The following is a 14,235-nucleotide window of genomic DNA, read 5'->3' on the forward strand; positions in this document are numbered from 1 at the left end:
GACCAAGGACCAAGGACCAAGGACCAAGGACCAAGGACCAAGGACCAAGGACCAAACTACCTCATCTTCTGCGACAACAATCCTTCTGTAGTCGCCAAACGCCAAGACACTCCTTTATCAGAGCTCACAAGCAATACAGGGTGGTGCTGAAATTGCTGACTGTAACGACTTGGACTACCGGCCAGCATTTCATTAGGCCAGCGGCGATAATGCTCACTAACCACATGGATACAATCCTCGGTATCAGACAACAGTGCACACTCTTCTTGACTCGATTTAGAAACACGCAGCGCTTGGTTAAACCAAGTATCATCGTTGAAGTTTTGGATCTCATAGGTATACAGTAGGTATAAGTTCCCGCGCTTATCCTGATGCAGTTTCTGAGTGTAGTTTGAATACTGCTGCCAGTTTGGCATCACAATGACCCCTTTGTCTTGCCATTGGTATTGACCACTTACTTGTGACGTACCAGTTATCCACTCAAGTCGATAGCCACTCGGAGCATCGGTCTCTGGCGCGGTGTTACGCATCGCCAACACAATGGTGTCATCGCTTTGGATAGCAGCGTGGACGTAGGTATAGCGTCCCAAAGGCTGACCGACATAATTGACTTTGCTATCACTTGATGTCTCTTCTGGAGTGCGGTCAACGGGTGTCTCTCGTCCGTAAGAAAATTTATCGTTTGCTGCAACGTTGCCCCATAAATTATCGCCATTGCTCCATTCACTGTTGGTGACAGGTGCTAAGGAGTAACGATGCCAGATCTGGTGATTGTGAGCGCCTGAGATGAAGTGCAATCGTTTTTGGCTATCGAGTAAAAGGATGGGTTGATTGTGACCATCCGGTGTTGCCTCAGAGGTCGAACCGCTCCACCCCATGAACAGAACGTCTGCTTGCTCAGTACCAAGCTGATAGCGAACATAGTATTGCCCCGTGTTGAAATCAAGACGATTTAATGCGCTCTCATCGTAGCTAATGGCTGCGATATGTAAGGTGTTGCCTTCCCAAATGACAGGCTTGCTACCTCGATATAGACCTAGGCGAATGGGCAGTGATAGCGTCTCTTCTTGCCAGTCGAGTTCATCATTGCCAATATCGATTAAGCGGGAGATGGCGTATTCGCTATTGCTATTCGATGTGCGGATGAACAGCGGTGGCTGGCTGCCATTCCCCACCATTTCAGTTTGAGCTAGCCAGTTCTTTTTATAGCCCCGCCAAGTCTGGGTTTGAGCCTGATAGCGGATAGCACCATGATCAAGTTTGAAGAACACATCGCCATTGTTTTGAAAATACACCTGTTCTATATAGCGGTAGCGATAGCCGTCTAACCCATCGGCGTTTTGCCTAAAGCCAAACTCTTGCTCCATGGCTCTCAGTGATGTGCTGATCCATTCGCCGCTTGGCGTCAGTCTTACTAAGTATGAGTCACAGTCGGTACATGGATTGGCGTCGCTATACAGTGATGAATAGACACGGTCGTCATAAGTCAGTGCGTGCAAAGGCTTATTGGTTTTCTCGAGAGTCACGGGGTCTTGATGATGGCCTGGTTGACCGTCACCGACGTTGAACTGGTTCATGTTGTTGACAATCATCCATGGTAGGTTGTTGGCATCAAAATAGGGACGGCCAGGGATGAACCTTGGGTTGTAACCGTAGCGTTCTCGCTCACCATCAAAAATATTGGCGTATTGAACCGAAGACGAGGCGTCCGAACTAGTTGCGAACTGAGGCGCAGGTTGAGCCGTTTCATCACAGTTGTGATCGTATTGAGAGCGAGTCCAATCTCGGTTGAGGTCGGTAAAGGTTTGTTGCCAATCGACATCACAGCGATTGGCACTGGGTGGTTGCGAAGGCGTATTTCCCCCGCTATTTGAAGAATCACAGCCAGAGAGCAAAACACTGGCGCATAGCATCAAAACGGATGCAAAAAGAGTGGAACGAGACATGTGATATGACACTTATATGAACAAACGTAAAAAATGATTTCCATAGAGAAAATGGACTTTACTCATGGGCGTATTTTGGTATCCTACGCCGCGCTACCAGTAGGGTAGTTTTTTCGGAGATAACTATGAACAATACCGACCATCCTCCTAGTATGAAAGGAGAAAAATAGCCTCGCGTCGGTAATTGCGATCTTCGTTCCTACCGCTGAGGTAGGTGTGTTTCCCTTCTATAATATCCTGATATTTTTCTCCTTTACTACTATTGAGTCACTCAATGAGTATGTCTTTTGATGCGTGTTTTGGCTGTGTACATGGCCTGACATCGGTGTGTCTAGACTATGTCATCGCACTTAGCATCTGGTCATGCTTTTGGCATTATTTTGTCAATTAGTGAGCCGACTTTTTGATGGTCGTTACCAACGCTAATCGGGAGATTCGCCATGACGGTAATGAGCAATACATATATTGAAAATACAGCACCTCGTTTCTCTGAAGAGGAGATCAGTGCTGCAACGAAAGCATTTCTGCAATACGACACAGAGCAGCAGTTAAACCTGCTAACGGTAATGCCGATCGATGAAGCGGTAGGTGTGCTGCAACACTGCGCCTTGGGGCAAGTTCAGTACTTAATTGAAGAGCTTGATTTGCAAGGGCACGATAAACGAGCAAGACTTTACGCTCACCACTTGGGTTTGATTCACTCAGAAGCAGAAACCACAGGTGGTTACTTAACGACGGGTGTACTCGAGCACGTCAAGCAGCGCATAGGGTGGATTGTTACTTTAGCACTGCTAGGTATCGTTTCAGGGCTTATCATTGCACAGTATGAAGATACTTTAAGCCAACTAGTACTACTGGCCGTTTATATGCCAGTGATTGCCGCCGCTGGTGGTAATACGGGTACCCAAGCCGCAACTCTGGTGATACGTGCACTGGCAACCGGTGAGCTTCGCAAGAGGCAGTGGTTAGAGGTGCTCTGGAAGGAAAGTCGTGTCGCAGTATGTCTGGCTGCCGCAGTGGCACTGGTCATGGTTGGGCGTATTCTGGTCTTTGGTGATGTGAATTCTGCAGGTGGTTTTGATATCAACCTTATCGCGATGGCGATAGCGGTGGCGCTGTTTATTCAGGTCACGGTATCGACAACGTTGGGCGGTGTTCTGCCTATCATTGCTCGAGTGTTTAAACTCGATCCTGCAGTGCTGGTGAGCCCAGTACTGGCATCGATAGTTGATATCTCGGGTATGTGGATTTACTTTACCGTAGTTAATCACTTCCTGGGTTTATCTTAACTAACCGCAATCTACTAAGTCGATATTATGATGATAAAGCGCAGCTATGGCTGCGCTTTGTTGTTTGAGCGCTCCAACGAATAACTGTAGTCAACCACTTGACGGTAATAGGCCTTCTCAAACTGTGTCAACGGTGACTCAACTGGCTTGCTGGTGGTTGCTTTCTTTGGATGGTAGTCAGTGACAAATTGGACAAACAAACTTTCACGCTCTCCTTTGCTGCCAAGACCAAATCCCATCATATTGTAGGTGCCAAACAGAGAGCCACTTTTTGCCACTAGCGCGCCCTTAATCGGTACCTTACGCATACTTGAACGATACTTTAATGTGCCGTTGTTACCGGAAACGGGCATGAGTCGAGCGAGCTTGAGAGTGCTGTCGTTGCGGTGAATGTAGCTCAGAACCTCACGCATTTGACTGGCTGTGACGCGGTTGTTGCGGGACAGCCCAGATCCATCTTCCAGCACCGCGAGATCAAGGTTGATACCAGCCTTTTGCTTAACAATGGCCTTTATCGCTTCGGTGCCATTAATAAAGGAGCCTGGCTCGTTAAAATAGTTGGCTCCAAGGGTTTTAGTGATGTTATCGGCATAGAGGTTATTAGAGTCTTGTAGCATCACAGCGAGCAAGTCATTGAGTGGTCGTGAGCGCTGAACAAACAGCGGCTTTTGTCCCTTGATGTTTGGCGCACCCAATTTGACTTCACCGGATAACGTCACGCCGATACGCTGAAGCTCTGATTTGATGACATCGACGGTAAATTGCTCAGGCGACGAAACGGCAAACTTGAGCGGTATTGGCGACTTTCGCTCGACCGCGCAGCCACTCAGCGAGTATTGATTGTTAGGGCTCACTTCCAGTTGCAGATCACAATGGCTCTGCTCTTGGTAGTCCTTAGAGACGCTCTTTGCAGACGTTGACGCACTGATAGGTTGATGTGAAGGCACATTGATGCGCGTCGTACCATTTTTATTGGTGTATAGCGCGCCTTGAACACAGTTGCCATCAAGCGTAATCGCAGAGGCCGGTGCACTATAGCAAACACCAAGAATATCCCAAGGCCAGCCAACACCGCGCTGGTAACCTGTAAACACGCTGTCATCCAACCAAATATTGTTAAACCGAGATCCTACCTCTGACTTGGCCTGTTTTAGCATCGTTGTGAGTGAAGCTCGGCTAAACGTAGGGTCACCAGAGTATTTGATAATGAGGTCATTACCTGAAGTATAGAGTGTCGTCTCAAAGCGAAAGCTATCAGGCAGTGCCAGTTTGGCCGCCAAGGCTGTCACGACTTTTAGTGTGCTAGCTGGGGGAAAAAATTGCTCAGTATTGTACTCAACTAGTGCCTGCTGCGGAGCCGATAGAGGCGCGATGAGCTGCGCACTGCGGCTTCCATAAGGGAGATGTTTGGTCGCATCGGCACCATCTGCAAACGTCGCAGCGGAGAAAATAAGTAAACAGGTGAGCGAGAGTTTGGCTGTCATAGCGAATTCATCAGGGTGGGCTTAATTTTTAATGTAGGCTAACAACCTATTAAGTCGAGATAAAGCGTTAAATTTTCGCAAAAAGTCGCTTCGAATAGTCTTTGTACGATGCGGCGAAACGGACGCAAGGTTGCTCACACTTTCATACTATCGTCAGCGTGGTTTACCTTGCGAAATCAAAGCCAACTAGGCTATATTGTTGCGTTGCTCAAAAAGAACAACTCTGATTGCTATCAGAAAGAGCACCACAGCCAGTGCCAGCAATAAGTGCTTCCTTATTGCCTCAGTATCCGAATCACAGTGATTTGTATCCGCGGATTGATTACACTAGGCTTAATCCAGTTTATTTTTCAAATTGTACTCAGGCTCGCTTGAGTAGGGTTTTATTGTCCAAAGGATGCTTTGGAAAAGAGGTTGTTATAATGGAAAAGGTTCCAATGACTGTACGTGGCGAACAGCAGCTACGTGAAGAGCTAGATCGTCTACTTAAACTTCGTCCACAGATTTCTGAAGCAATTGCAGAAGCTCGTGAACTTGGTGACCTAAAAGAGAACGCAGAGTACCACGCGGCTCGTGAAGAGCAGGGCATCTGTGAAGCGCAAATTCGTGATATCGAGTACAAGCTATCTGTCGCGCAAGTAATTGACGTGACTAAGCTAGATAACACGGGCAAGATCATCTTTGGTTCTACAGTGACTCTAATTGATATCGATACCGATGCTGAGCAGACTTACCAAATTGTCGGTGATGATGAAGCGGACATCAAAGCTGGTCGTATCTCAGTAAGCTCACCGATCGCTCGTGGCCTTATCGGTAAAATGGAAGGTGATGAAGTGACTATCGTGACCCCAGGCGGTCAAAAAGACTTCGAAATTGACAAGGTTGCTTACGTTTAAGCAACGCTGTTGACCGAAAGGTCGAAAGGAAGTCGCCAATTTGGCGGCTTTTTTTGTGTCTCCATGATGGTGGCGTCGTACTCGTTTGGCAAACACATCTTGTCAGAAAAATGAAAAGGCCGCCTAAGCGACCTTTTCCACTTTGAAACAAATTGTTTCTATAAAACCAACTGCTGGGCAAATTACTTGCGTGGCAGTTCGATTTTCTTTTGCTCTGACTGACGGTAAAGAACAAGTGTCTTACCGATAACCTGAACTTTCTCTGCTTTAGTTTCGCGCACAATCGCGTCGATAATCAGCAGTTTAGTGTCACGGTCTTCTGACGCCACTTTCACTTTAATCAGTTCGTGGTGGTCAAGAGCGATTTCGATTTCCGCTAGTACAGCCTCTGTTAGTCCATTTGCGCCCATAAGCACAACGGGTTTCAGTGCGTGTGCTAGGCCTTTTAGGTGCTGCTTTTGTTTGGTGCTTAGGTTCATAACGCGGCCAAATTTATTTACTATTAGGGTTGAAAAGTCGTATTTTAACGCCATCTTATGACGAAGACTATACTTTATTCTAAGGGCATGCCCTTATTGAGTTGGAAATTGAATGAGTAAGCAAAAACATTCGGCCAGTTCGGGCCGTTGGCTAAAAGAGCATTTTGATGATAAATATGCTAATGAGGCCAGAAGAAAAGGCTATCGTTCACGTGCTATCTTTAAGATTGAAGAGATTCAAAACAAGGATAAGCTACTGAAACCTGGGATGACTGTGGTTGACCTTGGTGCTGCTCCTGGCGGGTGGTCTCAGTACGCCGCTAAAGTTGTTGGCGACGAGGGACAAGTGATTGCTTGTGACTTACTGCCGATGGATCCTATCTCTGGTGTGAGCTTTCTTCAGGGCGATTTTCGTGAAGAAACGGTGCTTGATGCACTACTAGAAAGAATCCAACCGGATATGGTCGACGTAGTAATGTCTGATATGGCTCCTAACATGGCAGGTAACTTATCTGTCGATCAGCCTAGAGCTATGTATCTTGTTGAACTAGCATTAGATATGTGTCATCAAACTTTAGCCCCTGGCGGCAGTTTCGTAGTGAAAGTGTTCCAAGGCGAAGGGTTTGACGAATACGTAAAACAGGTGCGTGAAGCCTTCAAAGTGGTGAAGATTCGCAAGCCGGACTCATCTAGAGCTCGCTCTCGTGAGGTGTTTATTGTAGCTAATGGCTTCAAAGGCTGAACATTAGTTTACAAAGACAAAATTAACAATGTAGCTACAGCCTAAAAACTGTAGTACCCTACCTTTAATTACAATTAGTTATCGAGAGGCTGACACCTTGAGTGACATGGCAAAGAATTTAATTTTGTGGTTAGTCATCGCCGTTGTGTTGATGTCGGTATTCCAAAGCTTCGGACCGGGAGAAAGTAACGGTCGAGCGGTAGATTACACCACGTTCGTACAGGAAGTTGGCAATGGCCAGATTCAGGAAGCTCAATTCAAAGACAGCGAGATAACCTTTACTCGTCGTGGTGGTGGCAGTCGCTTTGTGACTTACATGCCAGTTTATGATCAAAAACTTCTTGATGACCTAATTAACCAAAACGTAAAAGTTTCGGGTACTCCACCAGAAGAGCAGAGTCTACTTGGCACTATCTTCATCTCGTGGTTCCCAATGATTCTTCTTATCGGTGTCTGGATCTTCTTTATGCGCCAGATGCAAGGCGGCGGTGGCAAAGGCGCCATGTCGTTTGGTAAGAGTAAAGCTCGTATGATGAGCGAAGAACAGATTAAGACCACGTTTGCTGACGTTGCAGGTTGTGACGAAGCAAAAGAGGACGTAAAAGAGCTAGTAGACTATCTACGTGATCCAAGCCGCTTCCAGAAATTGGGCGGTAAGATCCCTACGGGTGTTCTAATGGTTGGTCCTCCTGGTACAGGTAAAACGCTACTTGCAAAAGCAATTGCAGGTGAAGCGAAGGTACCGTTCTTTACGATTTCAGGTTCTGACTTTGTAGAAATGTTCGTTGGTGTTGGTGCATCTCGTGTGCGTGACATGTTCGAGCAAGCAAAGAAAGCAGCACCTTGTATCATCTTCATCGATGAGATCGATGCGGTAGGTCGTCAGCGTGGTGCTGGTGTTGGTGGTGGTCACGATGAGCGTGAGCAAACCCTTAACCAAATGCTAGTAGAGATGGATGGTTTTGAAGGTAACGAAGGTATTATCGTTATTGCAGCAACCAACCGTCCAGACGTACTTGACCCTGCACTACTTCGTCCTGGTCGTTTCGACCGTCAAGTTGTGGTTGGTCTACCTGACGTACGTGGCCGTGAGCAGATCTTGAAAGTACACATGCGTAAAGTACCTCTAGCTTCAGATGTAGAACCATCTTTGATTGCACGTGGTACGCCAGGCTTCTCTGGTGCAGATCTTGCCAACCTAGTTAACGAAGCGGCGCTATTCGCTGCACGCGGTAACAAGCGCAACGTATCTATGGTTGAGTTTGAACTAGCGAAAGATAAGATCATGATGGGTGCTGAGCGCCGTTCTATGGTTCTTTCGGAAGAAACCAAAGAGTCGACGGCATACCACGAAGCGGGCCACGCAATCGTTGGGCGTTTGGTTCCTGAGCACGATCCTGTGTACAAGGTATCTATCATCCCACGTGGTCGTGCGCTTGGTGTGACAATGTACTTGCCAGAGCAAGACCGTGTGAGCATGTCTCGTCAACACCTAGAATCGATGATCTCTAGTCTTTACGGTGGTCGTTTAGCGGAAGAGCTAATCTACGGTAAAGATAAAGTATCGACTGGTGCATCCAACGATATCGAACGTGCAACTGATATTGCTCGTAAGATGGTGACGCAGTGGGGCTTCTCTGAAAAACTGGGGCCTCTGCTGTACGCGGAAGACGAAGGTGAGGTATTCCTAGGTCGTAGTGTGACCCAGACTAAACATGTGTCTGGTGAGACAGCGAAGCTGATTGACGAAGAAGTTCGTCATATCATCGACCGTAACTACGATCGTGCTAAGAAAATCCTTGAAGCAAACATGGATATTATGCACTCCATGAAAGATGCGCTTGTGAAATACGAGACCATCGATGCGGGTCAAATTGATGACCTGATGGAGCGTAAGAGTGATATTCGTGAGCCTGCTGGTTGGGCAGACCAAGCGGCTGCTCAGCAGGATAAGCCAAAGGCAGAAGCGAAACCTGAGCCTAAAGACGATGAGCCTACAGCGCCAGCTGCCGACTCAGAAACTAAGGCTGAAGATGTGTCTTCTGAGCCAACTAAGAAAGACTCAGAGTAACAAATAGTGATTAAGCCCCGAGCCTTGCTCGGGGCTTTTGTCGTTTAAAGCAGTTATGATTTTACAAGCAAACCAGAAAACCCTCTCTCTCGATACGCCACAAGTGATGGGTATCGTCAATGTCACACCTGACTCGTTCTCTGATGGTGGCAAATTCAATTCAGTGGATGCTGCGCTTGAGCAGGTTGAAGCGATGATCGCTTCAGGTGTGACGATTGTTGATATCGGTGGTGAGTCAACGCGCCCAGGAGCACCTGATGTTGAGCTGCAAGAAGAGCTTGAGCGTGTTATTCCTGTGATTCGGGCGATACGTGAGCGATTTGATGTTTGGATCTCCGTCGACACCAGTAAAGCGGAAGTCATGCGCCAAGCTGTGGAGGCCGGTGCCGATATCATCAACGACGTCCGTGCTTTACAAGAGCCTGGTGCTCTGGAGGTAGCCGCAGCCGCGGGTGTGCCAATCTGTCTTATGCACATGCAGGGACAGCCGCGCACGATGCAGGCGAATCCTACCTATGACGATCTTCTGACAGATGTGGCGCAATTCTTACAAGAGCGTATCTCAGCGTGTGAAGCGGTAGGCATTACACGCGATAAACTGATCTTGGATCCCGGCTTCGGATTTGGCAAAACGCTGGAACACAATTATCATCTGCTAGCACATTTGGACAAGTTTCATCAGTTTGGACTACCTGTGCTTGCCGGTATGTCGCGTAAATCAATGATTTTTAAATTGCTTGATAAAGCACCTGCCGACTGTTTAGCTGGGAGCTTAGCTTGCGCTACCCTTGCTGCAGCAAAAGGGGCACAAATTATCCGTGTTCATGATGCGGTAGAGACGGTCGAAGCGGTGAAGATCGTTCAGATGATGCAATCAAATTTATAAAAACGAATAAGGAAATAAAATGTCACAACGACGTTATTTTGGTACCGATGGTGTTCGAGGCAAAGTGGGTCAGTACCCAATCACACCCGATTTCGTACTTAAGCTAGGTTGGGCTGCTGGTCGAGTGCTTGCAAAGCAAGGCACTAAAAAAGTGATCATTGGTAAAGATACCCGTATCTCAGGTTATATGCTGGAGTCGGCGCTTGAAGCGGGTCTGTCGGCAGCCGGGCTTAAAGCGATCTTCACTGGTCCATTGCCTACGCCAGCAGTGGCATACCTTACCCAGACTTTCCGCGCGGAAGCGGGCATCGTGATTTCTGCATCGCACAACCCATACTATGACAACGGCATTAAGTTCTTCTCTTCGGAAGGTACAAAGCTGCCAGACTCCATTGAGCTTGCGATTGAGGAAGAGCTGGATAAAAACATTGAATGTGTTGAGTCTTCCGAGCTTGGTAAAGCGAGCCGTCTTAACGACGCTGCTGGTCGCTATATCGAGTTTTGTAAGAGCACATTTCCACACGATTTGAGCCTTGCGGGCCTAAAAATTGTTATCGACTGTGCGCATGGTGCAACCTACAAAATCGCGCCTTCGGTATTTAAAGAGCTAGGTGCAGACGTGGTAGCAATTGGTGTTGACCCAGACGGTACTAACATCAACGCGGAAGTGGGTGCGACAGATGTGCGTGCTCTGCAAGCAAAAGTGGTTGAAGAGAATGCCGCACTTGGGCTTGCTTTTGATGGCGACGGTGACCGCATCATCATGGTTGACCATTTAGGTAACAAAGTAGATGGTGACCAAATCGCTTACATTATTGCCCGTGACGCGCTTCGTCGTGGTGAACTAAAAGGTGGTGTTGTTGGAACCCTAATGACTAACCTTGGCATGGAAAACGGCCTTAAGCAGCTTGGCATTCCATTTGTACGCGCAGCTGTTGGTGACCGCTACGTCATGGAGCAACTGCTTGAGCGTGACTGGCGTATTGGTGCAGAAAACTCAGGCCACGTTATCTTGCTGGATAAAGTGACAACGGGTGATGCGATTGTAGCTGCACTGCAAGTGCTTGCTTCAGTGATTGGCGCAAAGATGTCGCTCAATGAGCTAGCAAGTGGTATGACTCTTTACCCACAAGTGCTTATCAATGTTCGTTTCAGTGGTGACGCTAACCCGCTAGAAGCGGAAGCTGTGAAGCAGGCGGTCGCGAAAGCAGAGGCCGATCTTGGCGACAAAGGTCGTGTGCTGCTTCGCAAATCGGGTACTGAGCCTTTGCTGCGAGTCATGGTTGAAGGCGAAGATGACGTGTTAGTTAATCAATCAGCACAATACATCGCTGATATCGTAAAAGAAAACTGCTAAATATCGACTGTTTAGCATCAGCAAGAATCAAATTAGTTCTTTTGGTTCTTGCTTATTTTTTATATGATTACTCGCTTATTCTTATCGGTAATTGTTCTTTTGCCCTTTTTTTGAGCGTTCAGTTGCTCGGCGAAAGATTTTTGTCATTTTTCTCTTGTCAGTCAGTGCGGCATTCGCTAGTATTGCCACCGCCTTCGCTTAGGAGGCCATAGCCAGGTTTTCAGTGCGTACAGCAAGGAAAGCAGCGCTGGCTCAACAATTAGGAACATAGGTGGACATATGATTCAAGTTCTACTTGTGATTTACCTGTTGGCTGCGCTTGGTGTTATTGGCCTAGTGTTGATTCAACAAGGTAAAGGCGCAGATATGGGAGCCTCATTCGGTGCTGGCGCTTCAAACACAGTGTTTGGTGCTAGTGGCTCAGGAAATTTCCTAACCCGAATGACTGCAATTTTTGCAATCGTATTTTTTGTTATCAGCTTAGTACTTGGCAACATGTACACTCACAAAGGTGAGTCTCAATGGGTTGACCCTACTCAAGGTCAAGTAATTGAGCAAGCAGCTGATGCAGCGAGTGATGTTCCAGCTGAAAACAGCGACGAGATCCCTCAATAAGTCGATTGATTCTAACGAATCGAAAAGCTTAGATGCCGAGATGGTGAAATTGGTAGACACGCTAGCATGAGGTGCTAGTGCCTTTGGTGTGAGGGTTCGAGTCCCTCTCTCGGCACCATTATTTATAAACTTGTAATACAGTTTGGTGAGCGTATAATGCACACCAAGTCGGACGCGGGGTGGAGCAGCTTGGTAGCTCGTCGGGCTCATAACCCGAAGGTCGTCGGTTCAAATCCGGCCCCCGCAACCAATACTTTCTGAGTGTTGATGGATTGCAAGTTTAGCAGTGTGAAAAAATCACTGCACATCGAGAAAACAACAACTATCTTTTTAGGGTGTTACTTTTTCTCGATGATCAGGGTCCAGCAACAAAAAACCCCGACTTTCGGGGTTTTTTGTTATTTGCGCTTTTTAAAAAGCAGCAAATACAAGTGCTTGGAATTTAAATTGGGCTATATGCCCTTTTTTTGTTTCTGGAGTGGTTAAATGACTGGTTTAGAAAGACAACTTACAGAATTGCTCGAAGCGCCTGTAGAGGCAATTGGCTACGAGCTTGTTGGTTTAGAGTTCATCCGTGCAGGTGAGCATTCTACCCTTCGAATCTATATCGACCATGAAAATGGTATTACTGTTGATGGCTGCGCAGAAGTAAGTCATCAGGTAAGTGCAGTAATGGACGTCGAAGACCCAATTACGGTGGCTTATAACCTAGAGGTGTCTTCACCAGGCCTAGAAAGACCACTTTTCAAAGCAGCACATTACCAACAGTTTATTGGTCACGAGGTCAGCATCGTGTTGAAAATGGCTGTCGGCAACCGTCGTAAGTGGAAAGGTGTAATCCAATCTATTGATGGCGAGACAGTAACCATCCTTGCCGATGGTAACGAAGAAGAAATGGCGCTAAGCAACATTTCCAAAGCTAACCTTATCCCTAAATTTTAGGTCCCTAATAATAAAAGCTTAGAGGCTAGATAAATGAGTAAAGAAATTTTAGCGGTAGTAGAAGCAGTTTCTAACGAGAAAGCTGTTCCTCGTGAGCGTATTTTTGAAGCGCTAGAGATTGCACTAGCAACCTCTTCTAAGAAAAAACACGAAATCGAAATCGATGTACGTGTTGCCATTGACCGCAAAACAGGTGAATTCGAAACCTTCCGCCGCTGGATGGCAGTAGAAGAAGTTGAATTCCCAACGAAAGAAATTTCTATCGAAGCGGCACAATACGACGACGAGTCTATCCAATTGGGTGACTTCGTTGAAGAGCAGATCGAGTCAGTAACGTTTGACCGCATCACCACGCAAACAGCTAAGCAAGTTATCGTACAGAAAGTACGTGAAGCTGAGCGCGCGCAAATCGTTGAGCAGTTCATCGACAACGAAGGCGACCTAGTGACAGGTGTGGTTAAGAAAGTTAACCGTGACACCATCATCCTAGATCTTGGTAACAACGCTGAAGCCGTTATCCTACGTGATGACCAGCTTCCTCGTGAAAATTTCCGTCCAGGCGACCGTGTACGTGGTCTTTTATACAAAGTGGCTCCAGAAGCTCGCGGCTTCCAGCTATTCATTACTCGTTCTAAGCCAGAAATGCTAGCTGAGCTATTCCGCGTGGAAGTGCCAGAGATTGCTGAAGAGCTTATCGAGCTGAAAGGCGCAGCACGTGATCCAGGTTCTCGCGCGAAGATCGCGGTGAAAACTAACGACAAGCGTATCGACCCTGTTGGTGCGTGTGTAGGTATGCGTGGTGCACGTGTACAAGCGGTTTCTGGTGAACTTGGCGGCGAGCGTATCGATATCGTACTTTGGGACGATAACCCAGCTCAGTTCGTTATCAACGCAATGGCGCCAGCAGACGTTGCTTCTATCATCGTCGATGAAGATGCACACTCTATGGACATCGCGGTTGAAGCTGACAACCTAGCGCAAGCTATCGGTCGTAGCGGTCAAAACGTACGTCTAGCTTCTCAACTAACTGGTTGGGAACTGAACGTTATGACGGTTGCAGACCTTCAGAAGAAACATCAAGAAGAAGCATCAGCTTCTATCGAAAACTTTATGAAGCACCTAGACATCGAGCAAGACTTCGCGGAAATGCTTGTTGAGGAAGGCTTCTCAACACTAGAAGAAGTGGCATACGTGCCAGTTAACGAACTTCTAGAAGTCGACGGCCTAAACGAAGAGCTTGTAGAAGAGCTTCGTAGCCGTGCAAAAGATGCCCTAACGACACTTGCTCTTGCTCAGGAAGAATCATTCGAAGGTGTTGAGCCAGCTGAAGACCTACTGGCACTAGAAGGTCTAGAGCGTGAGATGGCATTTAAACTGGCTGCAAAAGGTGTAGCTACTCTTGAAGACCTTGCAGACCAAGGTGTCGATGAGCTAGAGGGCATTGAAGGGCTAACAGAAGAGCGCGCAGGTGAGCTAATCATGGCTGCACGTAACATCTGTTGGTTCGGCGACGAAGAATAATAATCAG

The 14,235-nt window shown here is 47.2% G+C and carries 12 protein-coding genes and 2 tRNA genes; 11 read left to right on the forward strand and 3 right to left on the reverse strand.

Annotation, left to right across the window (positions count from 1 at the left end; all coding sequences use genetic code 11):
* Positions 1–56: 56 nt before the first annotated feature.
* On the reverse strand, positions 57–1,946 hold the full coding sequence (locus tag ACJB0T_RS12090) for a hypothetical protein (RefSeq protein WP_479291305.1): 1,890 nt from the start codon (positions 1,944–1,946) through the stop codon (positions 57–59).
* A 440-nt stretch (positions 1,947–2,386) separates the two neighbouring features.
* Here ACJB0T_RS12090 and ACJB0T_RS12095 point away from each other — a divergent pair, with 440 nt between their 5' ends.
* The gene (locus ACJB0T_RS12095; protein ID WP_479291304.1) at positions 2,387–3,235 is read left to right on the forward strand and encodes a magnesium transporter; all 849 of its coding nucleotides are present in this window, start codon (positions 2,387–2,389) and stop codon (positions 3,233–3,235) included.
* Positions 3,236–3,279: 44 nt separating this feature from the next.
* On the opposite strand, the gene dacB is transcribed toward ACJB0T_RS12095, so the two are convergent.
* Positions 3,280–4,719, reverse strand: coding sequence for a serine-type D-Ala-D-Ala carboxypeptidase (gene dacB, locus ACJB0T_RS12100; protein WP_479291302.1), 1,440 nt, complete (start codon positions 4,717–4,719; stop codon positions 3,280–3,282).
* Between the two features lie 422 nt (positions 4,720–5,141).
* On the opposite strand from dacB, the gene greA reads away from it, so the two are divergent.
* Positions 5,142–5,615 carry a transcription elongation factor GreA gene (greA, locus tag ACJB0T_RS12105; protein ID WP_252012377.1) on the forward strand — a complete coding sequence of 158 codons (474 nt, stop codon included), beginning with the start codon at positions 5,142–5,144 and terminating at the stop codon, positions 5,613–5,615.
* 182 nt (positions 5,616–5,797) lie between these two features.
* Here the strand turns inward: greA and yhbY are convergent, their stop codons facing one another.
* Complete coding sequence (gene yhbY / locus ACJB0T_RS12110; protein WP_479291300.1) at positions 5,798–6,094, reverse strand: ribosome assembly RNA-binding protein YhbY; 297 nt, start codon at positions 6,092–6,094, stop codon at positions 5,798–5,800.
* A 112-nt stretch (positions 6,095–6,206) separates the two neighbouring features.
* Between yhbY and rlmE the strand changes: the two genes are divergently transcribed.
* From rlmE to nusA, 9 genes are all read left to right on the forward strand, one after another.
* Positions 6,207–6,836 carry a 23S rRNA (uridine(2552)-2'-O)-methyltransferase RlmE gene (gene rlmE / locus ACJB0T_RS12115; protein WP_479291299.1) on the forward strand — a complete coding sequence of 210 codons (630 nt, stop codon included), beginning with the start codon at positions 6,207–6,209 and terminating at the stop codon, positions 6,834–6,836.
* Positions 6,837–6,942: 106 nt separating this feature from the next.
* Positions 6,943–8,907 carry an ATP-dependent zinc metalloprotease FtsH gene (ftsH, locus tag ACJB0T_RS12120; RefSeq protein WP_479291297.1) on the forward strand — a complete coding sequence of 655 codons (1,965 nt, stop codon included), beginning with the start codon at positions 6,943–6,945 and terminating at the stop codon, positions 8,905–8,907.
* Between the two features lie 55 nt (positions 8,908–8,962).
* On the forward strand, positions 8,963–9,793 hold the full coding sequence (gene folP, locus ACJB0T_RS12125) for a dihydropteroate synthase (protein WP_479291296.1): 831 nt from the start codon (positions 8,963–8,965) through the stop codon (positions 9,791–9,793).
* 19 nt (positions 9,794–9,812) lie between these two features.
* Positions 9,813–11,150 carry a phosphoglucosamine mutase gene (glmM, locus tag ACJB0T_RS12130; RefSeq protein WP_479291294.1) on the forward strand — a complete coding sequence of 446 codons (1,338 nt, stop codon included), beginning with the start codon at positions 9,813–9,815 and terminating at the stop codon, positions 11,148–11,150.
* A 279-nt stretch (positions 11,151–11,429) separates the two neighbouring features.
* Complete coding sequence (gene secG / locus ACJB0T_RS12135; RefSeq protein ID WP_042473582.1) at positions 11,430–11,765, forward strand: preprotein translocase subunit SecG; 336 nt, start codon at positions 11,430–11,432, stop codon at positions 11,763–11,765.
* A 34-nt stretch (positions 11,766–11,799) separates the two neighbouring features.
* Positions 11,800–11,883, forward strand: a tRNA-Leu gene (locus ACJB0T_RS12140).
* A 55-nt stretch (positions 11,884–11,938) separates the two neighbouring features.
* Positions 11,939–12,015, forward strand: a tRNA-Met gene (locus tag ACJB0T_RS12145).
* A 236-nt stretch (positions 12,016–12,251) separates the two neighbouring features.
* On the forward strand, positions 12,252–12,707 hold the full coding sequence (gene rimP, locus ACJB0T_RS12150; protein WP_479291292.1) for a ribosome maturation factor RimP: 456 nt from the start codon (positions 12,252–12,254) through the stop codon (positions 12,705–12,707).
* A 33-nt stretch (positions 12,708–12,740) separates the two neighbouring features.
* Positions 12,741–14,228 (forward strand): transcription termination factor NusA, encoded by a 1,488-nt coding sequence (nusA, locus tag ACJB0T_RS12155; RefSeq protein ID WP_479291290.1) that lies wholly within the window; start codon positions 12,741–12,743, stop codon positions 14,226–14,228.
* The last annotated feature ends 7 nt before the right edge of the window (positions 14,229–14,235 follow it).

It is taken from the genome of Vibrio sp. CB1-5 (assembly GCF_059412285.1).